Source organism: Lachnospiraceae bacterium oral taxon 096, from assembly GCA_018141845.1.
Lineage (GTDB): Bacteria > Bacillota > Clostridia > Lachnospirales > Lachnospiraceae > F0428.
The window spans coordinates 216394-241855 of sequence record CP073340.1 but is presented as its reverse complement, the minus strand read 5'-3'; the positions used below and the strand labels follow the sequence as shown (position 1 = coordinate 241855).

The 25462-nt window shown below is 40.2% G+C and carries 25 protein-coding genes and 1 other annotated feature; of the genes, 23 read left to right on the top strand and 2 right to left on the bottom strand.

Annotated features, from left to right (window positions below; genetic code table 11):
- Positions 1-2 precede the first annotated feature (2 nt).
- The gene (locus J5A74_01140) at positions 3-1115 is read left to right on the top strand and encodes a spermidine/putrescine ABC transporter substrate-binding protein (GenBank protein QUI95999.1); all 1113 of its coding nucleotides are present in this window, start codon (positions 3-5) and stop codon (positions 1113-1115) included.
- Positions 1116-1169: 54 nt separating this feature from the next.
- On the opposite strand, the gene J5A74_01135 is transcribed toward J5A74_01140, so the two are convergent.
- The gene (locus J5A74_01135) at positions 1170-2396 is read right to left on the bottom strand and encodes an argininosuccinate synthase (GenBank protein ID QUI95998.1); all 1227 of its coding nucleotides are present in this window, start codon (positions 2394-2396) and stop codon (positions 1170-1172) included.
- 142 nt (positions 2397-2538) lie between these two features.
- On the opposite strand from J5A74_01135, the gene J5A74_01130 reads away from it, so the two are divergent.
- The 6 genes from J5A74_01130 to thiI all read left to right on the top strand — a co-directional run bounded on the left by J5A74_01130 (position 2539) and on the right by thiI (position 7722).
- Positions 2539-3423: a DUF445 family protein gene (locus tag J5A74_01130; protein QUI95997.1), complete on the top strand. Its 885-nt coding sequence runs from the start codon at positions 2539-2541 to the stop codon at positions 3421-3423.
- 66 nt (positions 3424-3489) lie between these two features.
- Positions 3490-4086, top strand: a complete 597-nt coding sequence (locus J5A74_01125) for a helix-hairpin-helix domain-containing protein (GenBank protein ID QUI95996.1) — start codon at positions 3490-3492, stop codon at positions 4084-4086.
- Between the two features lie 29 nt (positions 4087-4115).
- Complete coding sequence (locus J5A74_01120) at positions 4116-4808, top strand: response regulator transcription factor (GenBank protein QUI95995.1); 693 nt, start codon at positions 4116-4118, stop codon at positions 4806-4808.
- A gap of 59 nt (positions 4809-4867) precedes the next feature.
- Positions 4868-5347: a 23S rRNA (pseudouridine(1915)-N(3))-methyltransferase RlmH gene (gene rlmH / locus J5A74_01115; protein QUI95994.1), complete on the top strand. Its 480-nt coding sequence runs from the start codon at positions 4868-4870 to the stop codon at positions 5345-5347.
- A gap of 14 nt (positions 5348-5361) precedes the next feature.
- Positions 5362-6516 (top strand): cysteine desulfurase, encoded by a 1155-nt coding sequence (locus J5A74_01110; GenBank protein ID QUI95993.1) that lies wholly within the window; start codon positions 5362-5364, stop codon positions 6514-6516.
- Between the two features lie 15 nt (positions 6517-6531).
- Complete coding sequence (thiI, locus tag J5A74_01105) at positions 6532-7722, top strand: tRNA 4-thiouridine(8) synthase ThiI (GenBank protein QUI95992.1); 1191 nt, start codon at positions 6532-6534, stop codon at positions 7720-7722.
- 42 nt (positions 7723-7764) lie between these two features.
- Here thiI and J5A74_01100 read toward each other — a convergent pair whose 3' ends face one another.
- Positions 7765-7998, bottom strand: coding sequence for an HPr family phosphocarrier protein (locus J5A74_01100; protein QUI95991.1), 234 nt, complete (start codon positions 7996-7998; stop codon positions 7765-7767).
- Positions 7999-8086: 88 nt separating this feature from the next.
- Here J5A74_01100 and mtaB point away from each other — a divergent pair, with 88 nt between their 5' ends.
- From mtaB to J5A74_01020, 16 genes are all read left to right on the top strand, one after another.
- Positions 8087-9421, top strand: a complete 1335-nt coding sequence (gene mtaB, locus J5A74_01095; GenBank protein QUI95990.1) for a tRNA (N(6)-L-threonylcarbamoyladenosine(37)-C(2))-methylthiotransferase MtaB — start codon at positions 8087-8089, stop codon at positions 9419-9421.
- Between the two features lie 37 nt (positions 9422-9458).
- On the top strand, positions 9459-9722 hold the full coding sequence (locus tag J5A74_01090) for an IreB family regulatory phosphoprotein (protein QUI95989.1): 264 nt from the start codon (positions 9459-9461) through the stop codon (positions 9720-9722).
- 86 nt (positions 9723-9808) lie between these two features.
- On the top strand, positions 9809-10228 hold the full coding sequence (gene ruvX, locus J5A74_01085; GenBank protein ID QUI95988.1) for a Holliday junction resolvase RuvX: 420 nt from the start codon (positions 9809-9811) through the stop codon (positions 10226-10228).
- Positions 10229-10240: 12 nt separating this feature from the next.
- Entirely contained in the window at positions 10241-10525 is a 285-nt protein-coding gene (locus J5A74_01080; protein ID QUI96772.1) for a DUF1292 domain-containing protein, read from the top strand.
- 6 nt (positions 10526-10531) lie between these two features.
- Positions 10532-12487, top strand: a complete 1956-nt coding sequence (locus J5A74_01075; protein QUI95987.1) for a ribonuclease J — start codon at positions 10532-10534, stop codon at positions 12485-12487.
- A 14-nt stretch (positions 12488-12501) separates the two neighbouring features.
- Positions 12502-12879, top strand: coding sequence for an endolytic transglycosylase MltG (locus J5A74_01070; protein ID QUI95986.1), 378 nt, complete (start codon positions 12502-12504; stop codon positions 12877-12879).
- Positions 12880-12881: 2 nt separating this feature from the next.
- Positions 12882-13538, top strand: a complete 657-nt coding sequence (locus J5A74_01065; GenBank protein ID QUI95985.1) for an O-methyltransferase — start codon at positions 12882-12884, stop codon at positions 13536-13538.
- A 1-nt stretch (position 13539) separates the two neighbouring features.
- Complete coding sequence (locus tag J5A74_01060; GenBank protein ID QUI95984.1) at positions 13540-14769, top strand: U32 family peptidase; 1230 nt, start codon at positions 13540-13542, stop codon at positions 14767-14769.
- Positions 14770-14782: 13 nt separating this feature from the next.
- A complete protein-coding gene (locus tag J5A74_01055; protein ID QUI95983.1) occupies positions 14783-15607 on the top strand; it encodes a YdcF family protein in 825 nt (274 codons plus the stop codon).
- Positions 15607-18543 carry an insulinase family protein gene (locus tag J5A74_01050; protein QUI95982.1) on the top strand — a complete coding sequence of 979 codons (2937 nt, stop codon included), beginning with the start codon at positions 15607-15609 and terminating at the stop codon, positions 18541-18543. The genes J5A74_01055 and J5A74_01050 overlap by 1 nt, the downstream gene beginning before the upstream one ends.
- Positions 18544-18552: 9 nt before the next feature.
- Complete coding sequence (era, locus tag J5A74_01045; GenBank protein QUI95981.1) at positions 18553-19449, top strand: GTPase Era; 897 nt, start codon at positions 18553-18555, stop codon at positions 19447-19449.
- A complete protein-coding gene (gene recO, locus J5A74_01040; protein QUI95980.1) occupies positions 19449-20096 on the top strand; it encodes a DNA repair protein RecO in 648 nt (215 codons plus the stop codon). The genes era and recO overlap by 1 nt, the downstream gene beginning before the upstream one ends.
- 66 nt (positions 20097-20162) lie before the next feature.
- Complete coding sequence (locus J5A74_01035) at positions 20163-20750, top strand: hypothetical protein (GenBank protein QUI95979.1); 588 nt, start codon at positions 20163-20165, stop codon at positions 20748-20750.
- A gap of 14 nt (positions 20751-20764) precedes the next feature.
- Entirely contained in the window at positions 20765-22153 is a 1389-nt protein-coding gene (locus J5A74_01030; GenBank protein QUI95978.1) for a glycine--tRNA ligase, read from the top strand.
- A gap of 69 nt (positions 22154-22222) precedes the next feature.
- Positions 22223-22481, top strand: a binding site (T-box leader).
- Between the two features lie 57 nt (positions 22482-22538).
- Positions 22539-24272, top strand: coding sequence for a proline--tRNA ligase (locus J5A74_01025; GenBank protein ID QUI95977.1), 1734 nt, complete (start codon positions 22539-22541; stop codon positions 24270-24272).
- A gap of 95 nt (positions 24273-24367) precedes the next feature.
- A complete protein-coding gene (locus J5A74_01020; protein QUI95976.1) occupies positions 24368-25459 on the top strand; it encodes an N-acetylmuramoyl-L-alanine amidase in 1092 nt (363 codons plus the stop codon).
- Positions 25460-25462: the final 3 nt, after the last annotated feature.

Below are 25462 nucleotides of genomic sequence, written 5' to 3'. Positions count from 1 at the left end.
AAATGAAAAAGAAAATATTATGGAAAGCTGTTGCTGCCATTACTGCGGCAGTGTCTTTGATGGGATGCACACACAAAGTTACAGATAATACAAAGGCATCAAGTGGTGAAAGCACTGCGGCAGCAACGGATACAGCAAGTAAGAGCACAGGAAAGGATTTAGTGATCTATACTTGGGAGAATATGTTCCCACAGGAAGTTTTAGATGGATTTACGAAGGAAACGGGAATTAAAGTTGTGTATTCTAATTTTGATTCTGATGAAACGATGTTAGAAAAACTTTCTCAGGCAAAGGGCGGAACCTATGACCTTGTCTTTGCGGATGACTATATTATTGAGCAGGCCGTAAAGGCAGGATTGACTCAGGAATTGGATAAAAATATCCTGACCAATTTGGGCAATGTCAATCCGCTCTATCAAAGTCAGTTCTATGATCCAGAAAATAAGTATACCATTCCCTATGGTGCGGGAATTCCTTTGATTGTCTATGATCCAACGGCAGTGAGCAAAGAGATCACAGGCTATGCAGACTTATGGGATCCAGAATTTAAAGATAGCGTAGCACTGGTGGCCAACTACAGAGTAATTAATGGAATTACCTTACTTACCATGGGAAAATCAATGAATGAAAAGGATCCTGCAGTCATTGCAGAAGCTGGAAAGAAGTTGTTGACTCTCGCTCCAAATGTGCGAATGATTCAAGATGACAATACACAGAATGCCCTGCTCAATGGCGAGGCAAGTGTTGGATTTTTGTATACTTCTCAGGTGACACAGGCGCTAGCTTCAAATCCAGACCTAAAGGTAGTTTATCCAAAGGAAGGACTTGGATTTGGAATTATTGCTGGATTTATTCCAAGTCAAGCACCAAATAAGGATGCTGCAAATCAATTTTTAAATTATATTTTGCAGCCAGAAAATGCAGCAAAGTGTACAGAGTATATTGGTTACTATTCAACCAACAAGGCAGCAGACAGCTTGGTTAGTCAAAAAAATCCAAATCTCGTTGTTCCAGACAGCGTGAAAAAGGGTGAGATTATCCAAAATGTCAGTGCAGATGCAGATGCCGCCTACAATAAGAATTGGACAGAGTTTAAGGCAGCGACAGGAAAATAAAGAAAAGAGAGAGCTTCCAAGTGAATGGAAGCTCTCCTTTTTTGTATCGGATGATTATTTATTTTTTTTTGCCTCGGCCATCTTCATTGCACGTACCTTAAGTGGAAGACCAAATAAAGTGATAAAGCCTTCAGCATCGTGATGATCATAGAGATCTCCGGTTGTGAAGGAGGCAAGAGACTCAGAATAGAGTGAGTATGGTGAAGTTGTGCCTGCTTTAATAATATTTCCTTTATAGAGCTTAAATTTAACCTCACCAGTGACATATTCTTGAGTAGAGGTGATAAAGGCCTGCAATGCCTCGCGAAGAGGTGTAAACCACTTGCCCTCATAGACCACCTGTGCAAACTTATTGCCGATATCTTTTTTCATTTCCATTGTTGCTCGGTCAAGAACAAGTTCCTCAAGCTGAGCATGAGCCTCCATCAGGATGGTTCCACCTGGTGTCTCGTATACTCCACGGGACTTCATACCAACGACACGGTTTTCTACGATGTCGACAATGCCGATGCCATTTTTTCCACCAAGTTCATTGAGAGTCTGAATAATATCAGAAACCTTCATCTTTTCTCCATTGATTGAGGTTGGAACTCCTTTTTCAAATGTCATCGTGACAAGAGTCTCCTTATCCGGTGCCTTTTGTGGAGTTACACCAAGCACCAAGAGGTGGTCATAATTTGGTGCATTTTCTGGATCCTCAAGTTCTAGACCTTCGTGGCTGATATGCCATAAATTTCTGTCACGGCTGTAGCTAGAATCTGCAGAGAATGGAAGATGAATGCCGTGAGCCTTACAGTAATCAATCTCATCTTGGCGAGATTGCATCGTCCAGATATCTGTCATACGCCATGGAGCAATAATTTTTAAATCAGGAGCAAGAGCCTTAATGCCAAGCTCAAAACGGATTTGGTCATTGCCCTTTCCTGTCGCACCGTGGCAAACAGCTGTTGCACCTTCCTTGCGGGCGATTTCTACTAAGTGTTTGGCAATACCTGGACGAGCCATGGAAGTTCCAAGGAGATATTTGTTCTCATATACAGCTCCTGCCTGAACACAAGGCATAATATATTCTTCACTGAATTCATCGACCATATCGACAATGTATAATTTGCTTGCACCAGAGAGCTTTGCGCGTTCCTCAAGTCCATCAAGTTCCTCGTTTTGTCCGCAATTGATACAGCAACAGATGACATCGTAGTTAAAGTGCTCCTTCAACCAAGGGATAATCGCTGTCGTATCCAGACCGCCAGAATAAGCCAAAACAACTTTTTCGTTTGCCATAAGATTTCTCCTTTAAATGAAAATATAAAATTTAATACTTATAAATATACAACAATAAAGAATATAAATCAAGTCAAAAATGAAAGATGAAAAAAGACAAAAAATGTGTTAAAATATCTAGTCATATGAGAAAAGAGGTGAGATGATGACATTGCAAATGCTTGCAGGGCCAATTGTTGGTGCAGTAATTGGCTATTTTACAAATTATATTGCAGTAAAAATGCTGTTTTTTCCAAAGAAAGAGATTCGCCTATTTGGCAAGAGATTGCCATTTACTCCAGGAGCTATTCCTAAGGGAAAGGAAAGACTGGCAGGAGCTATTGGAAATGTTGTGGCAACAAAATTGGTGACAAAGGCAGATATTTTGGAGATATTGCTTGGAGAAGAGCTGGAAGACCAAATTATTCATCAGTTAAATCTATGGCTTGCAAAGAATATTCATACAGATCTTTATGCAATGACAAAAAGTGAAGACCAGATCGATCAGTTGCGAGAACAACTGACACAATATATCACAAAAGAAATGATGGGAGCCATTGATCAACTAGAGATTGGAGAGGTAATTGCCAAGGAGGCCAAAGAGGCTATTAAGGAAAAGGCAAGGGGAAAGATGTTCGCAATGTTTATTTCAGACAGCCTTATTGATTCCATTACAGAACCCATTGCACAAAAGGCACAAAATATTGTAATGGAAAAGGGAGCAGCTTATATTTATCCTCAGGTCGAAAAAAAGATAGTGGAATGGGAAAATATTAGCATTCTTGAGGCATTAGAAAGTGCAGGAATTGGAAAAGAAAAATTAGAAGAGGTGTTGAGAGCGACTTATGAGAAGGCTGTAAAGGCAGCCATGGAAAAATTTGGCAGTAAATTTGATTTAAGGTCAATTATTGAAGAAAAAATCAATGCGATGGATGTGAATGAACTTGAAAGCTTGGTTCTCACTGTGATGAAGAAGGAATTGGATGTCATTGTAAATTTAGGTGCAGTGATTGGGCTTGTTTTGGGTATGATAAATCTATTGATTTAGTTTGTTAAATTCTGTATAATAAAGAATTGAGACTGGATTGGTTTCTTTATAATTAAGGAGACCGATATGAAAAAAAGGATAGTAGGGATCGTTTGTTTGGCTCTTTTGTTTGTAGGCTGTCATCATTTTGATGGCGAAAAGATTGAGTATGAGAGTACGACAGGTGTGCAACAAGAGGTTCAGGTGGAAAGTTCTCAACCGACGAGCCCTGTGGAGACAACAAAAGAATTGATTTATGTCTATATTTGTGGAGCTGTGCAAAAAAGTGATGTCTATGCACTTGAGCCGGGAGCTAGAATTAAAGATGCGGTGGAGAGTGCGGGAGGATTTTCGCCAGAAGCAGCCAAAGAAAAGGTCAACTTGGCTAAGCTTTTGGAGGATGGGCAACAGATCTATATTCCAAAAGTTGGAGAAAATGAGCAGTCCCCAGAACAGACAACGGCACAAAAAGTTGAGGCATCAGATGGTGGCAAGGTAAATATTAATACAGCAACAAAAGAAGAGCTTATGCAATTAAAGGGGATAGGTCAAAAAAAGGCCGAGGATATTTTAAACTATAGGGGTGCGAACGGAGAATTTCAAAAGATTGAGGATATTCAAAAGGTACCTGGATTAAAGAAGGGAGCTTTTGAAAAGATAAAAGATCAAATTACGGTATCGTAAAAATAAGAAGTAGATAAGGGGTAGAGACCATGACCAGAGTATTGGTTGTTGATGATGAAAAATTGATTGTAAAAGGGATTCGCTTTGCATTGGAACAAGATGGTATGCAAGTGGATACGGCCTATGATGGAGAGGAGGCGGTGGAGTTGGCGAAGCAATCGGAGTATGATATTATACTCTTAGATGTGATGCTTCCAAAGATGGATGGATTTCAAGTTTGCCAAACCATTCGAGAATTTTCAGAGGTACCAATCATTATGCTCACAGCCAAGGGCGAGGACATGGACAAAATTTTAGGTTTGGAGTATGGTGCAGACGACTATATCACAAAACCATTTAATATTCTAGAAGTCAAGGCGAGGATGAAGGCCATCTTTCGAAGAAATAAGAGCGGGAAGAAGGTCAAGGAAGAGGTCAAGGTGGTCACAGCGGGAGATTTAAAGCTTGATGTGGACAGCCGAAGAGTCTTTGTTGGTGAGAAGGAGATTAACTTGACAGCAAAGGAATTTGATATCTTAGAATTACTTGCGACCAATCCCAATAAGGTATTTAGTAGAGAAAAGCTACTAAATCTTGTGTGGGGAGGAAAAGTTAGTGAGGCAGGAGATGTCAGAACCGTAGATGTTCATGTGAGAAGATTGCGAGAGAAAGTGGAGCCATCACCAAGTGATCCAAAGTATGTGCATACTAAATGGGGCGTCGGATATTATTTTAAAGCATAAAAATTAGGCTATCGCTCAGTGAAGCTCTGGGCATAGCCTTTTTCAAATTGTGAGGAAGAATGAATATTTATGTAGTGGCTGTGGGCAGTATAAAGGAAAAATTTTTTGTGGATGCGATAGGAGAGTACAAAAAGCGTCTATCTAGGTATTGCAAATATGAAATTATAGAAGTCAAGGACGAGAAGACGCCACAAAATGCCTCTGAGCTAGAAGAAGAAAAGATTAAAGAAATTGAGGGAGAGCGCATTCTGGGAAAGATAAAGGAGAAAGCCTATGTGATTGCCTTAGCTATTGAGGGAGGACAAATTTCTTCTGAAGATTTGGCAAAGAAAATGTCTGAACTTGAGACAAGGAGTAGAGGAAACCTATATTTTGTTATCGGAGGTTCCTTAGGACTTTCTAGCAAAGTTCTTTCACGGGCAGATGAAAAATTGAGTTTTTCACTGATGACATTTCCGCACCAACTGATGAGAGTGATTTTGAGTGAGCAAATTTATCGCAGTTATCGAATTCGAAATCACGAGCCCTATCACAAATAAATAAGAGGATGATGATGAGAGTATATTTTGATAATTCTGCATCCACAAAGGTAGCAGATAGTGTAATAGAAGTAATGATCAAGACAATGCGAGAGGACTATGGCAATCCATCAGCAAAACATATGATGGGGGTAGCTGCAGAAAAATATGTAAAAGAAGCGACAAGGATGATTGCAAAGACCTTGAAAGTGGAGGAAAAGGAAATTCTATTTACTTCGGGAGGAACCGAGTCCAATAATATTGCATTGATTGGAGGAGCATTGGCCAATCAAAGAAGGGGAAAGCATATTATTAGTACAGCCATTGAGCATCCTGCGGTGTATGAGCCTCTAGGAAAACTAGTAGAGCTTGGATTTGAGGTGACCATTCTTCCTGTCGACAGAGCAGGGCATATTTGCCTTGAGGAATTAAAAAATGCAATTCGAGAGGATACAATTATTGTATCGACGATGTATGTCAACAATGAAGTTGGTGCAGTTGAACCAGTGGAGGAGATTGCAAAAATTGTACATGAAAAAAATCCAGATTGTCTCTATCATGTTGATGCTATTCAAGGCTATGGAAAATATAAAATTCAACCGAAAAAACAAGGCATTGATTTGATGAGTGTGAGTGGACATAAGTTGCATGGACCAAAGGGAGTGGGATTTTTATACATTCAAAAGGATGCAAAAGTAAATCCCATTTTATTTGGTGGTGGACAGCAAAGAGGAATGCGAAGTGGAACGATCAATGTTCCTGGGATTGCAGGGATGGGAGAGGCCGCAAGGTTGGCCTATGAACATTTTGATGAGAAGATAGAAAAGATGATCGCAATCAAAGATTACTTAATGGATCAATTAGAGAAAATGGAAGGAATTCACCTCAATTCTTTTCGTGGCACACAGAGTGCACCACATATTCTTAGTGTATCTGTGCAGGGGGTACGTGCAGAAGTTTTATTGCACGCACTAGAAGACAGAGAAATTTACGTATCCAGTGGGTCGGCGTGTTCATCAAATCATCCAGGAATTTCTGGCACATTAAAGGGAATTGGATTAGAAGATGAGTTTCTTGATTCCACAGTGCGCATTTCTTTGTGCAGTGAAAATACATTGGAAGAGGCGGATTACTTTTTAGAGACATTGAAGGAATTATTGCCAATGTTGAGAAGATTTACAAGAAAATAAGAGTAGGGGAAGTTTATGAGATATAAGTCGTTTTTGGTAAAGTATGGAGAGATTGGTGTCAAAGGAAAGAATCGCTATTTATTTGAGGATGCTTTGATGAAGCAGATTCGCATTGCACTCACAGCAGTGGAGGGGGAATTTGTTGTTTCTAAAGAACTTGGTCGAATCTATGTCGATGCCGACAAAGATTATGATGAGGACGAGGTGATTTCTGCTCTCACAAAAGTATTTGGTATTGTGGCGGTTTGTCCAATGGTTCGCATTGAGGACAAAGATTTTGAAAATTTAAAGAAGGCCGTTGTCGAATATATGGATAAGGTCTATGAAAATAAAAAAATCACATTTAAGGTAGATACTTGCCGTGCGGATAAAAATTACCCTGGCACATCAGAGACAATCAATGCAGATCTTGGGGAGGCTATTTTGAATGCTTTTCCAGAGATTAGAGTTGATGTGAGAAAACCAGATGTGTTGTTGAAGGTGGAAATTCGCCGCTATATTAATATCTATTCACTTTCCATTCCTGGACCTGGTGGTATGCCCATTGGAACAAATGGACGAGCAATGCTCTTACTTTCTGGTGGAATCGACTCCCCAGTAGCTGGATATATGATTGCAAAAAGAGGAGTGACGGTGGAGGCCGTATATTTTCATGCACCGCCATATACTTCGGAGAGGGCAAAGCAAAAGGTAATCGATTTGGCACAGATTGTTTCGCAATATGCAGGTCCCATTAATTTGCACATTGTCAACTTTACTGATATTCAGCTCTACATCTATGAGAATTGCCCGCACGAGGAGTTGACCATCATTATGAGAAGATATATGATGAAAATTGCAGAGAGAATTGGCAGAAGCAATCAAGACATGGCATTGATTACAGGCGAGAGCATTGGGCAGGTGGCCAGCCAAACCGTGCAATCTCTAGTGACGACCAATGAAGTCTGCACAATGCCAGTATTTCGACCACTCATTGGTTTTGACAAACAAGAGATTGTAGAAATTGCAGAAAAAATTGGTAGCTATGAAACTTCCATTCAGCCATATGAAGATTGCTGTACAATTTTTGTAGCTAAGCATCCTGTGACAAAGCCAGACCTAGATCACATTCATCAATCAGAAGAAAAACTGAGCGAAAAGATTGATGCCCTTGTAGAAGAAGCCATTGCTACAAAAGAGCGTGTGCTTTGTAAGATCAATCGATAAAATAAAAAAGGAACCTCCAAGAGGTTCCTGACAGTAAAACACTTACTGTACGATGTATGGGCTAAGTGCCTGTAAAATTTCCTCGGCGTCATTCTCAGCATGAATGTTGAGGTCGATTGGCTTTGATAAGTCAAGGCTGAAAATACCCATGATGGACTTTGCGTCGATAACATATCTTCCAGATACAAGATCGAAGTCAGTATCGAACTTAGAAAGAGTATTTACAAAAGACTTTACCTTATCGATTGAATTAAGTGAAATACGAATAGTTTTCATTTTAAATGCCTCCTTGTGGCTAATATTAAATTCATCTCTATCGTACAAAGAAAAGGGCACAAAGTCAATAGAAAATGAAGGAGTTTTTATGAGAAGAGTAGCATTTCACACTCTAGGATGCAAGGTCAATACCTATGAGACAGAGGCAATGCAAGAAATGATGAAGGCAGCGGGATATACGATTGTAGATTTTGAAGATTGTGCAGATGTCTATGTGATTAATACTTGTTCGGTCACCAATGTTGCAGATAAAAAATCAAGACAGATGTTGCACCGAGCAAAAAAAATAAATCCAGATGCCATTGTTGTTGCAGCAGGTTGCTATGTTCAGGCCGATGCCGAAAAGGTAAAGAAGGATGAAAAGGTAGATATCATTATTGGAAATAATGTGAAGAAAGATATTGTACAAATTATTGATGAGTACCTGAGTGAAAAAAACCCAGAATATTTAATTGATATCAATGCAACGAATGAGTTTGAAAATTTATTTGTCAGTGAAATTAGTGATCACACAAGGGCGTTTATTAAAATTCAAGATGGTTGTAATCAATTTTGTAGTTATTGCATTATTCCATTTACTAGAGGAAGAGTGCGCAGTAGAAAGAGTGAAGACATCCTGAGGGAAGTGGAGCAGTTGAGTAAAAAAGGTTACAAAGAGATGGTGCTCACAGGGATCCATTTGACTTCCTATGGCTTTGACTTTCCACAAGGAGAGCCGATAGGGGATTTATTATCTCTCATTCAGGCGATTGGAAGAGTGAAAGGTGTGGAAAGGATTCGCATTGGTTCGCTTGAACCAAGGATTATTACGGAAGAGTTTATTTGTGGCTTAAAAGAGGTTGAACAATTTTGTCCACATTTTCATCTCAGTTTGCAAAGTGGAAGTGATGACACCTTGCAGAGAATGAACCGAAAGTATTCTGCTGAGGAATTTCGAGCTGGAGTGGAGATTATTCGAAAATTCTATCCACTTGCGGCCATCACAACGGACATTATTGTCGGATTTCCAGGGGAGACAGAAAAGACCTTTCAAGAAAGTTATGATTTTGTAAAGGAAATAGGATTTTTTGAGATGCATATCTTTCCCTACTCTGTGCGAGAGGGTACAAAGGCAGCACAGATGAAAAATCAATTGACACAAAAGGAAAAATCGGAGAGGGCATTGAAGTTAGCTAAGCTCAATGAGGAGATGTCAAAACAGTTTCGTCAAGCTCATCTTGGACGAGAAGAATGGGTACTTTTAGAGGAAGAAGTGGAAATTGAGGGAAAAAAGTATATGATTGGTCATACCAAGGAATATCTTAAAGTTGCGGTGAAAGGAGAGAATTTAACAAAAAACAGCTTAGTATGTGGAAAAATTTCTTCCTTTTTAACTTCTGAAGTGATGTTGATAGAAAAAAACGCTATTGCACAATGGCGATAATTCGTTTAAAATAGTGAAAAAGAAAGGGCGTGAAGAGATGAGTGATCATAGTAGTACACAATTTTTTGAAGCTGTACAGGAGAATAAACCAGAGGTTAGTGAGGTATTAAAGCTTGTATATGATGCGATGATGGAGAAGGGATATAATCCAATCAATCAGATCGTGGGCTATGTGATGTCTGGAGATCCAACCTATATTACAAGTTTTAACAGTGCAAGAAGCTTAATTATGAAGGTTGAGCGTGATGAAATCTTGGAGGAGCTGTTGAGCGTGTATATTGATAACAAGTTGACAAAATAGTACAGTCTTCGCTACATTGGATCAGTTGGGCACTGGCCCAACTGGTCTTATTGTTGTTTGCAATAAAAGATCGAGTGAGGGAATAAATGAGAATTATGGGACTGGATTATGGTTCAAAGACCGTGGGTGTTGCAATTAGTGATGTATTGGGAATGACCGCACAGCCAGTGGAAACAATTGTAAGAAAAGAAGAAAACAAATTGAGAAAGACTTGTGCAAGGTTGGAGGCTCTCATTCAGGAGTATCATATTGAACGAATAGTGCTTGGTCGACCACTCAATATGGATGATACAGCAGGAGAGCGTGTCGAGCAATGTGAAATTTTTAAGGCGATGTTAGAAAGACGCACAGGCCTAGAGATTGTATGGCAGGATGAACGACTGACTACCGTGGAGGCCGATCAGATTCTGGCAGATAGTGGAGTGAAAAAAGAGGATAGAAAAAAATATATCGATCAGGTGGCAGCATCATTGATCTTGAAAGAATATATGGAAAATTACCTATGATAAATAGATATGATGGAGGAAGGAATGGAAGAGAACATTATTTATGTACAGGATGAGGAGGGGGAGGAGATTGCACTCTATGTCTTGGAGGAAACAAAGTTTGCGGGAGTCAATTATTTGTTGGTGACTGATGCATCAGAAGAAGAAGATGGGGAATGCTATGTCTTAAAGGATGGTTCAAGTCAATCAGACCAAGAAGCCGTGTATACATTTGTTGAGGATGATGCTGAATTAGAAAATATGTTTCAAATATTTTCAGAATTGATTGACGATACGAATACAGAATTAACATTTTAAGGAGGAATGATATTGAGTAGTTCGGAGATGAATCCGCTCAAGGCAATACAAAAGCTCAAGGAAAAGAGCCAAAGTATTACAGAACAGAGTGTAGAAAAGACAGGAAAAAAGGTAGTAAAAAGGACCTATCAAAAGAAAGCCCCAGGAGAAAAGGTGGTAAAACCAGCAATAAGAGCCACGAAGGATCAAGAGGGCATAGCAAAGCCAAAGACAAGAAGACCAAGGCAGGCAAAAGCTCAAGTTGAAGAGGGAAAAGCGGTAGTAGAAGTTATCAAGGAAAAAGTGAGAACGCCGAGAAAGAAGGGAAATAATAAAAAGACAGTAAAGGTCATTCCACTTGGGGGACTTGAACAAATCGGTATGAATATTACGGCATTTGAGTATGGGGAGAGCATTATTGTAGTCGATTGTGGACTGGCCTTTCCAGATGAGGATATGCTGGGGATTGACCTGGTTATTCCTGATGTTTCCTATTTGGTCAATAACTTTTCAAAGGTTAAGGGTTTTGTCATCACTCATGGACATGAGGATCATATTGGTGCTATTCCCTATATTTTGAAAAAGTTAAATGTCCCAGTATATGGTACGAGATTGACATTGGCTTTGATCGAAAAGAAATTAAAGGAACATGGCATCGACAAGACCAGCAAGCTCCATGTCGTAAAGCATGGTCAAACGGTTTCTCTCGGTGATTTTAAGGTGGAATTTATTAAGACAAATCACTCGATTGCAGATGCATCGGCACTTGCAATTTTTACACCTGCAGGAACAATCTTCCACACAGGTGATTTTAAGATAGATTACACGCCAGTGTTTGGCGAGCCAGCAGATTTACAGCGCATGGCTGAGATTGGCAAGGAAGGTTGCTTGATGATGATGTGTGAGTCTACCAATGCAATGAAGGCTGGATTTACAATGTCAGAAAGAACGGTTGGCAAGACATTTGACATGATTTTTTCAGAACACAAAAATAACCGAATCCTCGTTGCCACTTTTGCATCCAATGTCGATCGAGTACAGCAGATTATTAACACAGCATATAAATATGGCAGAAAAGTAGTGGTCGAGGGAAGAAGTATGGTGACCATTATTGGGGCAGCTGATGAACTTGGCTATATCAAGATTCCAGAGGGAACATTGATTGACATTGATCGACTAAAGGATTATCCACCAGAAAAGACTGTTTTGATTACCACAGGAAGTCAGGGTGAGAGTATGGCGGCCTTATCGAGAATGGCATCGTCTGTTCACCGAAAGGTGAGCATTATGCCCGATGATGTTGTCATTATGAGCTCAACTCCAATTCCAGGAAATGAAAAGGCGGTGGCTAAAGTAGTCAATGAATTGGCAATGAAGGGAGCAGAGGTCATTTTACAGGATACTCATGTTTCTGGGCATGCCTGCCAAGAGGAAATTAAGTTGATGTATTCTCTCTTAAAGCCAAAGTATGCTATGCCAATTCATGGTGAGTATCGACATCGAATGGCAAATAAATCCATTGCAGAGAGTATGGGAATCCCAAAAGAAAATGTTGCGATTGTCTCATCAGGAGATGTACTGGAGGTATCTGATCAAGTATTTAAGGTCAGTGGACATGTGGATGCGGGTGGCATTTATGTCGATGGCCTTGGTGTCGGTGATGTGGGAAATATTGTCTTGCGAGATCGACAGAATTTGGCACAAAATGGAATTATTATCATTGCACTGTCACTGGAAAGAGGAAGCAATCGCCTACTTTCTGGTCCAGATATTGTAACAAGAGGATTTGTCTATGTGAGAGAGTCTGAGCAACTGATTGAAGAGGCCACAGAGGTGGTTCGATCAGCAGTGGATGATTGCTTGGATGCAAGACAGATGGATTGGTCAAAGATGAAGAATGTCATTCGAGATGCACTCAGTGATTTTTTGTGGAAGCGAATGAAGAGAAATCCTGTCATTTTGCCAATTATTATGGAAGTGTAGTGTAGAGGTGAACGATGGCAAAAGGTGATAGAAAAGAAGTCAAATTGACAGGAACAATTTTTGGTATTTCGACAAGGGCAGTTGTCTATGTTGTGTTGGCTTTGATTATGCTGCGCTGTGTAACTTGGGCTTATAGTTTTGGTCACAATTTGTTCTACACTCCAGCAGTGGAAGACAAGCCAGGACAGAACATTGAAGTGCAGATTCCAGATGAGGCAAGTGTTCAAGAGGTGGCAGGGCAATTAAAGTCACAGGGATTAATTCGAGATAGAGTGAGCTTTGTTATGCAGGCGAAATTTTTTAAGGTGAGCATCAAGCCTGGGAAGTATGAGTTAAATACATCACAGACATCAAGAGAAATTTTAGACATTCTCCAAAAAGGAAATAAGTAGCCATGAGTCAAAGCAGAGTGAGAGAGTACTTAGAGAGCCTAGTTCGTTACAATTCAGATATTTGTGAGACTATCCGAGAAAGAGCTCTAGAAGATGAAGTGCCCATTATTCGACGAGATACAGAGAGTTTTTTAAAGACTGTGCTTACAATGAAAAGGCCGAAAACGATTTTGGAAGTAGGGACAGCGGTTGGCTATTCTGCCATTGTGATGGCAGAATCTTGCAAGGCACAAATTACAACGATTGAGAAATATGAAAAGCGCATTCCTATCGCAAAATCTAACTTTTTGGCAGCAGGGAAAGAAAAACAAATTCATTTCTTAACTGGTGATGCCGCAGAAGTTTTGGCAGATTTGGTAAATAAGAAAGAAAAGTATGATTTCATTTTTATGGATGCAGCGAAGGCACAATATTTTATTTGGTTGCCAATGATTCGCCTGTTATTGTCGGATGGTGGAATTTTATTTTCTGACAATGTGTTGCAGGATGGGACAGTAGCAGAGTCAAGATTTGGCATTAGTAGGCGACCGAGAAGTATTCACACAAGAATGCGAGATTATTTATATGCACTGACGCATGATGAGCATTGGACAACAAGTATTTTAGAAGTGGGTGACGGTGTTTCGCTCAGTGTATGGCACGATGAAGTTTGGAGATGAGATGAGAGAATTAGAATTATTGATTCCGGCAGGTAGCTTGGATGTATTAAAGACAGCGATAGACTATGGTGCAGATGCGGTCTATATTGGCGGTGAAGCTTTTGGGCTTCGTGCAAAGGCAAAGAATTTTTCAAAGGAAGATATGAAGGAAGGTATAGCCTATGCCCATGAAAGAGGAAAAAAAGTCTATATTACGGCAAATATTCTTGCACATAATGATGACTTGGATGGGGCAAGGGAATACTTTAGAGAGCTAAAAGAGATTGCCCCAGATGCAGTGATTATTTCTGACCCTGGAATGTTTATGATTGCCAAAGAGGAGCTTCCAGGTGTTGATTTACATGTGAGCACACAGGCCAATAACACCAATTATGCGACATATAATTTTTGGTGGGCACAGGGAGCCGTGCGCTGTGTGACAGCGAGGGAACTTTCATTAGAGGAAATTAAGAATATTCGAAAGAATATTCCTGAAAAGATGGAGATTGAAACCTTTGTCCATGGAGCAATGTGTATGTCCTATTCAGGGCGCTGTTTGCTCAGCAATTATTTTACAGGCAGAGATGCCAACCGAGGGGCTTGCACTCATCCTTGTCGCTGGAAGTACTCTTTGGTGGAAGAGACTAGACCTGGTGAGTATATGCCAGTCTATGAAGATGAGAGAGGAACCTATATCTTTAATTCAAAAGATTTGTGTATGATTGAACATATCCCGGAGTTAATTGATGCAGGAATTGACAGCTTTAAGATTGAGGGAAGAATGAAGACAGCTCTCTATGTAGCAACAGTAGCTAGAACTTACCGAAAGGCAATCGATGACTATTTGGAGAGCCCAAAGAAATATCAGGAAAATTTGGAGTGGTATAAGGAAGAAATAGGAAAATGTACCTATCGAGAATTTACAACGGGGTTTTTCTTTGGAAAGCCAGATCAGGATGCACAAATTTATGACAACAATACCTATGTAAAAAACTATATTTATCTGGGAACGATTGAAAAGGTGGATGACCAGGGCGAAATATACATAGAGCAAAAGAATAAATTTAGTGTGGGTGATGTCATCGAAGTGATGAAAAAAAATGGTGACAATCAATTGATTACAGTAAAGGGAATTTTTGATATGGAGGGCAATGCACAGGAGAGTGCACCGCATCCACAGCAAAAATTGCGAGTAGATATTGGTGGTCAATTCGCACAAGCAGGCGATTTGATTCGAGTAAAGAGCAAATAGTGGAGGATAGACAGTGGTCATTGGATCTTGGATAGTGTCGGCAATCAGTTTTGTATATTTTATATTTTTGTGCATATATACGGGGATTGGTGTGTCGCAGGACTATTTATGGTTTCTTGCCGCTGTCTTTTTTGCTTTGACTGGATTTGGATTGCGCTATGCACAGCAACATCCCACAAGATGGGCATTGCGTTTTCAAGTGACAACATCAGTAATTTTGATTGTATGGGCAATCGTCATTTTGGTCATTCAATTTTTGGTTGTTGTAGAGGCGAGCAAAAAAGTTGAACCGGGACTGGATTATGTTATTGTTCTGGGCGGAAGAATCAAAGAAAATGGGACTCCATCAAAGGCATTGAGAGAGAGATTGGATATGGTTGTTGATTATGCAAGGGACAATCAAGATACCTATTTTGTACTTTCTGGAGGACGAGGAGAAGATGAGCCTTGCACGGAAGCTGAGGGAATGGCAGAATATTTAATCGAAGAGGGAGTGCGAAAGGATCGCCTCTTGGTGGAATTACAATCGAGAAATACACATCAAAATATTTGGTATAGCAAGGCATTGATTGAGAAAAATATTCAAGATAACTTGGGAACAATGAATGGAAACTTGGGAGATAATGTAGGACCTGTGTTAGTTGCTGAGGAAAAGCCAAAGCGTATTGGAATTTTGACTAGTGATTTCCATCTGTTTCGAGCAATGGGACTTGCAAGAAAGGCAGAATACAGGGAGTTTTATGGCATTAGTGCTAAATGCGATGTTTGGCTGTACTTGCACTTTGCAATGAGAGAGACTTTAGCAATATTAAAAGATAAATTTATGGGGTATATGTAATGCAAAGACAGATAGAAAAATTAAAACAATTAGAGGCGTATCACTTCATCGAGCAGAGCAAGATTGAGGAGCTCTCCACGACAGCCGTCATTATGGAACATAAAAAGACGAAGGCGAGAATTCTTTTGATTCTTGCAGATGATAAAAATAAGGTTTTTACCATTGGTTTTCGAACACCACCGACAGATTCTACAGGCGTGGCTCATATTGTGGAGCACACTGTGCTCTGTGGGTCAAAGAAATTTCCGAGTAAAGATCCATTTGTAGAACTGGTAAAGGGATCATTAAATACATTTCTCAATGCAATGACCTATCCAGATAAGACACTCTATCCAGTGGCCAGTTGTAATGACAAAGATTTTCAAAATTTGTGTGATGTATATTTGGATGCTGTATTTCATCCAAATATCTACAGAGAAGAAAAGATTTTTCGCCAAGAGGGCTGGCACTTTGAGATGGAAAGTCCAGAATCTGATTTAATTTATAATGGTGTGGTGTACAATGAAATGAAAGGAGTATATTCCTCAGCAGATGGAATTTTAGAAAGATCGGTTTCAAAAACTCTATTTGAGGGGCATACTTATGGAGAGGAATCAGGAGGAGATCCCGAGTGTATTCCTGACTTGACCTATGAGGATTACTTAGATTTTCATCGAAGATATTATCATCCATCGAATTCTTTTATCTACTTTTATGGGGATATGGATATGGCAGAAAAATTGGAGTGGTTAGATCGGGAATATTTATCAGAATTTGACTATCTTTTTATTGATTCTGCTGTTCCTACACCAAAGCCTTGGACAAGTCCAAGGGAAGTTCACTTTGACTATCCAATTTCTGAGGCAGAAAATGAGCAAAAGTCAACTTATCTTTCTGTGCACACCGTGGTGGGTGGGGAGCTTGATCCAGTAAAAATGGTTGCAATGCAGACTCTTTCCTATGTGCTTTTAGATATGCCTGGGGCACCACTTCGAGAAGCTTTGATTGAGGCAGGGATTGGTGAAGATATTTTGGGTGGATATGAATATGGAATTAAGGAACCTTATTTTTCTGTGATTGCCAAAAATGCGAGGGAAGAAGAGAAGGATGAGTTTTTGTATATTGTCAAGGATGCCTTGAGAAAGCTTGCAGGCGAGGGTCTTGACAAGGAGGTCTTAAGGGCGGCCATTAATATGGCAGAATTTAAGGCAAGAGAGGCTGATTTTGGTTCCTATCCAAAGGGACTTTTGTATGGGCTGGAGACATTTAATAGCTGGCTCTATGATGCAGATCCATGTATGCACTTGCGTTTTCAGGAAATTTTTGACCAGTTGAAAAAAGAAGTGGACACTGATTATTTTGAGAAGTTAATCAAGGATTTACTGCTTGAGAATCCATATGAGGCAGTGATTATCCTTCATCCAGTAAAAAATCTCGATGCACAAAATGAAAAGAAACTTGCAGATAAATTGGCGGCCATAAAGGCTGGTCTTTCAAAAGAGGAAATTGAAAGGATTGTTCGAGAGACAAAGGAATTAAAGATCTATCAGGCGGAGCCATCGAGCAAAGAAGATATGGAAAAAATTCCAATGTTACGAAGAGAGGAGATTGGAAGGGAAGCAGAAAAGCTGATCTGGGAGAAAAAGAAAATGGGAGAGATTTCGGCAATTCACAGCGATATCTTTACCACGGGCATTGCCTATATTCGTATGGTCTTTGGTGCAGACTTTGTGGAAAAGGAGGAACTGCCGTATCTTGGATTTTTAAAGGAAGTTCTTGGATATATTGATACTAAGGAATATAGCTATGCTAACCTTTCAACAAATATTAATCTCAATAGTGGTGGTCTTGGATTTAATGTGGACAGCTATCCGATCATGGAGGATGTAAAGAGGGCAAAATATACCTTTGGCATCAATGTCAAAGTGCTCTATGACAAGATTGGTTGGGCATTTTCAATGGCCAAGGAAATTGCATTGCATTCAAAATTAGGAGATAAAAAGCGCCTAAAGGACATTGCATTGGAAGTAAAGGCAAGGACAAAGTCAAGATTACTTTCTGCTGGTCATATTACTGCATTGACGAGGGCGGGAGCAGATATTTCAAAGGACAGTTACTTTGCTGATGCGACGAGGGGAATTACTTACTATCGTTTCCTTGAAGATTTGACAGCAAACTTTGATGAGAAGGCAGACCAACTTGTCAAAGTATTGGTGAGTCTGACAGAGCGTCTCTTTACTCGTGACAACTTACTTTTAGATGTGATTTGTGATGGAGAGGGCTATCAAAAAGTTGAAGAAAATGTCAATCTATTTGTCGATGCCTTAGAAACGACAGCGAAACGCAGCGAAGGCTTTGTATTTGTTCCTTCAATCAAGAGAGAAGCCTTTACCAGTGCATCAATGGTCAATTATGTAGCTAGATATGGTAATTTTAAAAATCATGGATTTCAGTACACAGGTGTATTAAAGATTTTAAAGGTACTTCTTAGCTATGACTATTTGTGGAATCATATTCGTGTGCAGGGCGGTGCTTATGGTTGTATGGCCGTGTTTGGAAGAACAGGAAATGCAGGTTTTACATCTTATCGTGATCCAAAACTAATGGAGACGGATGCGGTCTATGATGGTATTGTTGATTATGTAAAAAATTATACGGCGAATGAGAGAGAAATGACAAAGGCAGTAATCGGTGCGATTAGTGAATTGGATACGCCATTGACACCATTGAGTGCAGGGCTTTTAGCACTGTCGGCATATTACACAGGGGTTAGTGATGAAGACTTGCAAAGAGAAAGAAATGAAATTTTAAATTGTAAGGTGGAAGATATCCGTACACTGGCTCCACTTTTAGAGGCAGTTTTATCTGATGGGGCAAAGACTGCTGTGGGCAATGCGGGATTAATTTTGGCGAATAAGGAGGCTTTTACAGAAGTAGAGGCACTGTTTAACGATTAGGGGGAATACATGACAAAATCAGGATTTGTGGCACTCATTGGTCGACCAAATGTGGGGAAGTCAACCTTGATGAACCACATCATTGGTCAAAAAATTGCCATCACATCAAATAAGCCACAGACAACGAGAAATAAGATTCAAACTGTCTATACTGATGAGCGAGGGCAGATTATTTTCCTCGATACACCAGGAATTCACAAGGCAAAAAATAAACTTGGTGAATATATGGTCAATGTGGCTGAGCGCACGCTAAAGGATGTCGATGTTATTTTGTGGCTTGTGGAAGCATCGGATTATATTGGTGCTGGGGAACAGCATATCTTGGAGGTGCTATCTGAAATAAAAAAGCCTGTCATTTTGGCTATTAATAAGATGGATGCCCTTAAAAATCAAGACGAAGTGCTCTTGATTATGGAAAAGTTTTCTAAGTTAAGAGACTTTACAGAGATTGTCCCTGTGTCCGCTCTAAAGGGGGTAAATACGGGTGAATTACTCAAAGTCCTCTATCAATATCTTCCAGAAGGTCCACTCTACTATGATGAGGATACAGTGACAGATCAGCCAATGCGACAAATTGCAGCAGAGTTGATTCGAGAGAAGGCCCTTCGCCTGCTCAAAGATGAGATTCCTCATGGCATTGCAGTCGAGATTGACAAGATGAGCACGAGAAAGGGAGGCCTCACGGATATTGAGGCAACCATCGTTTGTGAGAGAGACTCACACAAAGGCATTGTCATTGGAAAAGGCGGTGCGATGTTAAAACGCATTGGCACTGCAGCAAGAAAAGACATTGAAGATATGATGGAAGGACAGGTCAATTTAAAGCTCTGGGTGAAAGTTCGCAAGGAGTGGAGAGACTCAGACATTCAGATGAAAAATTTCGGATATAATCCAAAGGATATCTAATGCAAGATATTGTTGAAGTGACGGGGATGATCATTCAAAACATACCTGTCAAAGATTATGATCGGCGCATCACCATTTTGACAAGAGAAAATGGAAAAATTGGTGCATTTGTCCGTGGAGCTAGACGGCAAAATAATCGCTTTTTGGGGATTCGTCAATTTTGTTATGGACATTTTGAATTGTATCAGGGAAGAGATAGCTATACACTAAAAAATGCCCAAATCTTGAATTATTTTGAGGAGATTGTCACAGACATTGAAAATACTTGCTATGGGATGTATTTTTTTGAGTTGGCCAATTACTACGCAAGAGAGGCACTGATTGATCCAGAAATGGATAAACTTTTATATGTTGCCTTGGTTGCATTGACAAAGCCAGCCATCCCTAAGGAGTTGGTTCGCAGAGTCTTTGAACTTCGCATTATGGCCATTCATGGGGAATATGATCCAAAGCCAGTGGGAAATGTAAGTGATGCTTGTCGCTATGCATGGAATTTTATTTTGACAACACCAATTGAAAAATTGTACCGCTTTACACTAAAATCAGAGGTTTTTGAAGAACTAGCTGGGGCGGTGGATCAATCTATGCATCGTTTTATTGATCGAAAAATGAATTCTCTTGAGATTCTTCGAGGCATTCGTCCTTGAATTTAGGCGATGTGCACTGTATACTATAGAAGTTAGGCAGTAGAAAAAATAGTGAGAGATAGGACAATGAAGAAAAGAAATTGGGGTGTAGTTCTTTTGGTGGCAATGGCACTTTCAGCTTGCACGACTGGAGGAAAGTCAAGTTATGTGCCACAGAGAAGTGGAATTTATGTTAAAAATGACAAGAGTATTGAGAGTGCAATTGTAGAGCCCGTTGAAGATGGAAAGTATACGAGCGAAGGATTAAAGAAGTTTGCAGAGCATGAAGTAGAAAGATATAATACAGAAAAAAATACCAATAATGTAAAGGTAGTCAGTGCACAGGTCAAAGATGGCAATGCCTCAGTGATCTTTAGCTACACAGATGCCAATACATTTTTGGATTTTGCAAAATTTAGTCAGGACAATACAGTAAAGGTAGAGAGCATACAGGTGATGAGCTTGGAAGAGGCCAAGTCTCAAGGACAGCTTGACGGAATTGATACTAGTCAAATCAATTCATCAGCAAATGTTGTGGCGATCAAGGGAATAGCGGATGTGACCACACAGGGAAGTATTTTGGCTGCGGCTAGTGATGGAAAGCAATTGAATCACGAGGAAAAAGAGGTTGTGACCGAAGGCGAGATGAGCTACATTGTAGTGAATAATAAGTAAGGGAGAATGGTGTAATGGAATATACAATGGAAAAAATTATTGCATTGGCAAAATCAAGGGGATTTGTCTATCCAGGTTCAGAAATTTATGGCGGTCTTGCCAACACTTGGGACTATGGAAATCTGGGTGTCGAGTTAAAGAACAATGTAAAGAGAGCTTGGTGGCAGAAATTTATTCAGGAATCCCCATATAATGTAGGTGTGGACTGTGCCATCTTAATGAATCCACAAACTTGGGTGGCTTCTGGCCATCTTGGAAGCTTTTCCGATCCTTTGATGGATTGTAAGGAATGTCATGAAAGATTTCGTGCCGATAAGGTGATTGAAGAATATATGGCAGCCAATGATATTGAACTCGAAGGCAGTGTCGATGCTTGGTCAAAAGAAGAAATGAAAAAGTATATCGAGGAGAAGGAAATTTCCTGCCCATCTTGTGGAAAACACAGCTGGACAGATATTCGAGAGTTTAACTTGATGTTTAAGACCTTCCAAGGGGTCACAGAGGATGCAAAGAACATTGTCTATCTTCGTCCAGAGACTGCACAGGGTATCTTTGTCAACTTTAAAAATGTACAGAGAACATCAAGAAAGAAAATCCCGTTTGGTATTGGTCAGATTGGTAAATCATTTAGAAATGAGATTACACCAGGTAACTTTACTTTTAGAACGAGAGAGTTTGAGCAGATGGAGCTTGAATTCTTCTGTAAGCCAGACACAGATCTTGAATGGTTTGAATACTGGAGAAGTAAGTGCAAGAATTGGTTAGAGACACTGGGCATTAAGGAAAATACGATTCGCCTTCGTGATCATGACAAGGAGGAGCTTAGCTTTTACAGTAAGGCGACAACGGATATCGAGTTTAAATTCCCATTTGGTTGGGGTGAACTCTGGGGAATTGCCGATCGAACAGATTATGATCTTGGAAGACATCAAGAGGTTTCAGGTCAAGATCTCACTTATTTTGACGATGAGACCAACGAGCGATACATTCCATATGTCATTGAGCCATCCCTTGGTGCAGATCGTGTGACCTTGGCCTTTTTGTGTGCAGCATATGACGAGGAGACTTTAGAGGGCGGAGATGTCAGAACGGTACTTCATTTCCACCCAGCGATTGCTCCAGTAAAGATTGGAATTTTGCCACTTTCAAAGAAGTTAAATGAGGGTGCAGAAAAAGTTTATGCACAGTTGTCAAAGTATTACAACTGTGAATTTGATGATCGAGGAAATATTGGAAAGAGATATCGCCGTCAGGATGAAATTGGAACACCATTTTGCATTACCTATGATTTTGATTCGGAGACAGATCATGCAGTTACCGTTCGTGACCGTGACACTATGGAACAAGTAAGAATTTCAATTTCAGAATTAAAAGCTTATTTTGAGGATAAGTTTACTTTCTAAAAGTTTTATAAAGTCAAAAAAATATCGAACTTACAGTTGACAAGATTTCTTGCTTGTGATATCTTACTGATAAATGCAAAGAACAGAAGAGTATGTAAGTTGGCATCCACAGAGAGAGGTTCATGGCTGAGAGACCTTGAGAAAGATTTACAGAAACCGGTCTGGGAGCAGCAGGATGAATGTGAGGCGAGAGGGTTCGCACTTGCGAAAGTCCTGACGGAGGTCACCGTTATCAGAGACAGAGAGTAAATACAGATGTAGAGCTTTCGATGAGTGCAGGCAGTGCCTGAATTTAGGTGGTAACACGGATGGATAATTCGCCCTAAGCAATGTAGAGATATATTGCTTAGGGCTTTTTATATTTAAGACAAAAGGAGAGGTTAAAATGAAAGTATCAAATTTAGTGGGATTGCGATTTAAGGAAAGACCAGCAGATTGTGTGGTAGAAAGCCATGCATTGATGGTGCGTGGAGGCTATATTAAGTATGTGGGTAGTGGTATTTATTCTGAACTTCCAACAATGAGAAGAATTACAAAAAAAATTGAAAGAATTATCAATAGTGAGTTGGATTCGATTGGCTCACAGGAAGTTCTCTTTCCATTTGTTCTTCCAGCAGATTTGTGGGAGGAGTCAGGTAGATATGAGAGCGTGGGCAATGAGCTATTGCGCATACAAGATCGCAACAAGGCAAAGCTTGTACTTGGTATGACTCATGAGGAGGCGGCAGTACAGCTTGTGCGTGAGTATGGACAGTCCTATACGAGATATCCTTTTACTGTACACCAGATGCAGAGAAAGTTTCGAGATGAGGCAAGACCTAGGGCGGGAATGATTCGTGTGCGCGAATTTACCATGAGTGATGCCTATTCCTTCCATACAAATCAAAAGGATTTGGAAAAGACCTATGATGACTTTTTCAAGGCTTATACTCGCATCTTCCAAAAGGCCGGTGTGCCAGAGGTTGTGACCGTAGCTTCTGATTCTGGAATGATGGGTGGAAGCTTATCTCATGAGTATATGCTTCTTGCTGATGCTGGAGAAGATTCCATTGTTATTTGTCCAGAGTGCGGATACCGTGCCAATATGGAGGCGGCAGAAAACAAGGTAGAAAATGTAAGCAAGAATGAAATAAAGGAGTTAGAGCTTATTGAAACGCCAGATTGTAAGACCATTGAGGCTGTCAATCAATTTTTAACGAGCAGTATTGAGAATTCTTGTAAGGCTGTGGTTTACCAAAGAGCTGATGATGATTCTTATGTGGTTGCCTTTGTCCGTGGAGATTACGAGGTCAATGAGACAAAGCTTACCAATTTACTTGGCACAGAAATTCGTCCAGCAGAGATTACAGAGGACGCACCACTTGTTGCAGGATATATTGGACCTAAGGGAATTTCAAGTGATGTGACAGTCTACATCGATCTCTCTCTAAAGGGAATTGATGGCTTTGTCTGTGGTGCGAATAAGGAAGGATTTCATTATAGAAACTTCAATATTGCAAGAGACCTTGGAGATGTTGAATTTGTCGACATTGCGAAGGTAAAGGAAGGTAGTATCTGTCCTTGCTGTGGCAAGAAGAGCATTATTATTAAAAGAGGTATTGAAGTCGGCAACATCTTCCAGCTTGGGGATAAGTACACCGTATCGATGAATATGCAATATTTGGATGAGAATGGCGAGCAACAGTATCCAATTATGGGTTGCTATGGCATCGGTGTTGGTCGATTGGCTGCATCAATTTGTGAGGCAAGACATGATGAATTTGGTCCAATTTGGCCAATTACCGTGGCACCTTGGGAGGTTGAAGTTTGCTGTTTGCGTGTGGATGATGAGCAGACAAAGGAAGAGGCAGATAAACTTTATCATCAGTTACAAAAAGAGGGTGTGGAAGTACTCTATGATGACCGTGATGTTCGTCCAGGTTCAATGTTCTCTGATGCAGATTTACTTGCGGCACCAATTCGTGTGATTGTCAGCCCAAGAGGACTAAAGGACGGAGTGATTGAGGTAGTGACTAGAGATAAGAGCGTGGAGGAAAATGTGGCCGTTGATAATGCAATGGATTATATTAAGAATTTACGCAAGAAGTTATATGATGACATCTATGCAAAGGTAGAATAAAAGTAGCATAGTTGTTAGAGAGTTGTAAGAAGTTTTTTCTTTGTTTTGTGCTATAATTTCTTTGTCACATAGGTGATTTGAGAAAGGAGATATTCGTGAACAAAACAAAGAGAGTGAGTGCCGTAGCAGCAAGTTTATTGATGGCCTTGTCTATGACAAGTGTGGCAAATGCAACAGTAATTTCGTCCAATGCAAAGGGAGGACCTGGCGTTAATTTACAGCAAAAGGCAGGTGCCAGTGCAAGCGGAGCAGTAGGTCCAGGGGTGAGTGGCCCAGGAGCAAATCTTGGAAAGTCCAATGGGGCAAATAATACAAATAATAGCACGAACACCAATAATACAAGTGATGCGGTGTCAATGCATGAGTATACATTGAGTCAGAACTCAAAATATAGACCATATCTTTGGAAGGATGCCGCAGGCAATGCACCAGAGTACAAGGCCTATGTCTTTGAGCCAAAGAATTTTAATGGGCATACCGTCTTTTTGGATGCAGGACATGGACTTGGAAATTCAGCAATTGAAACTGTGAAATCAGAAAAGAGCTATCCAATGAGTGATGCACAGGTGCTTGCAGGAATGAAGACAACCAGTGTGGGCAGTAAGGGATTTGGAATTGGTGTGCAATCAAGAGATACGCCCGATGCTTATTCTCATTCAGAGACTGAGCCACAATTTACTGTCCGCCTTGCAGTGAAGGCAAAAGACAAGTTAGTGGCCAAGGGATATCGTGTGGTAATGGGAAGAATTGAGGAAAATCAAAATCTTTCCAATGGTACCAGAGGTGCTATTGCCAGTGAGACATCGGACATTATGATTTCTTTGCACAGCAATTCTAGTGCATCGGGAAAAGTTAGTGGCACAGTCAGCTTTTACCCAGGTGATTATGACTATATGTCAGGGGCGACATTGAGTGGTTATACAAAAACATTGGGATTGACACAGACACAGCCGGCATCTAAGCGATTGGCAGAGATTATGGGTAGCAGTATTTCATCAAGTGTAGGAATTCCTAATATTGGTGCAAATTCGGCAAGACTTCGTATCTTTGGGTATTCATCTATTCCGACAACTCTAGTTGAGGTTGGATTTGCGGACAATGTAGGGGATGCCAAGAAATTGATTGAGAATAAGGATGAACTTGCACAGGGAATTGTCAATGGTGTAGATCAGTATTTCAATAATTAGAAT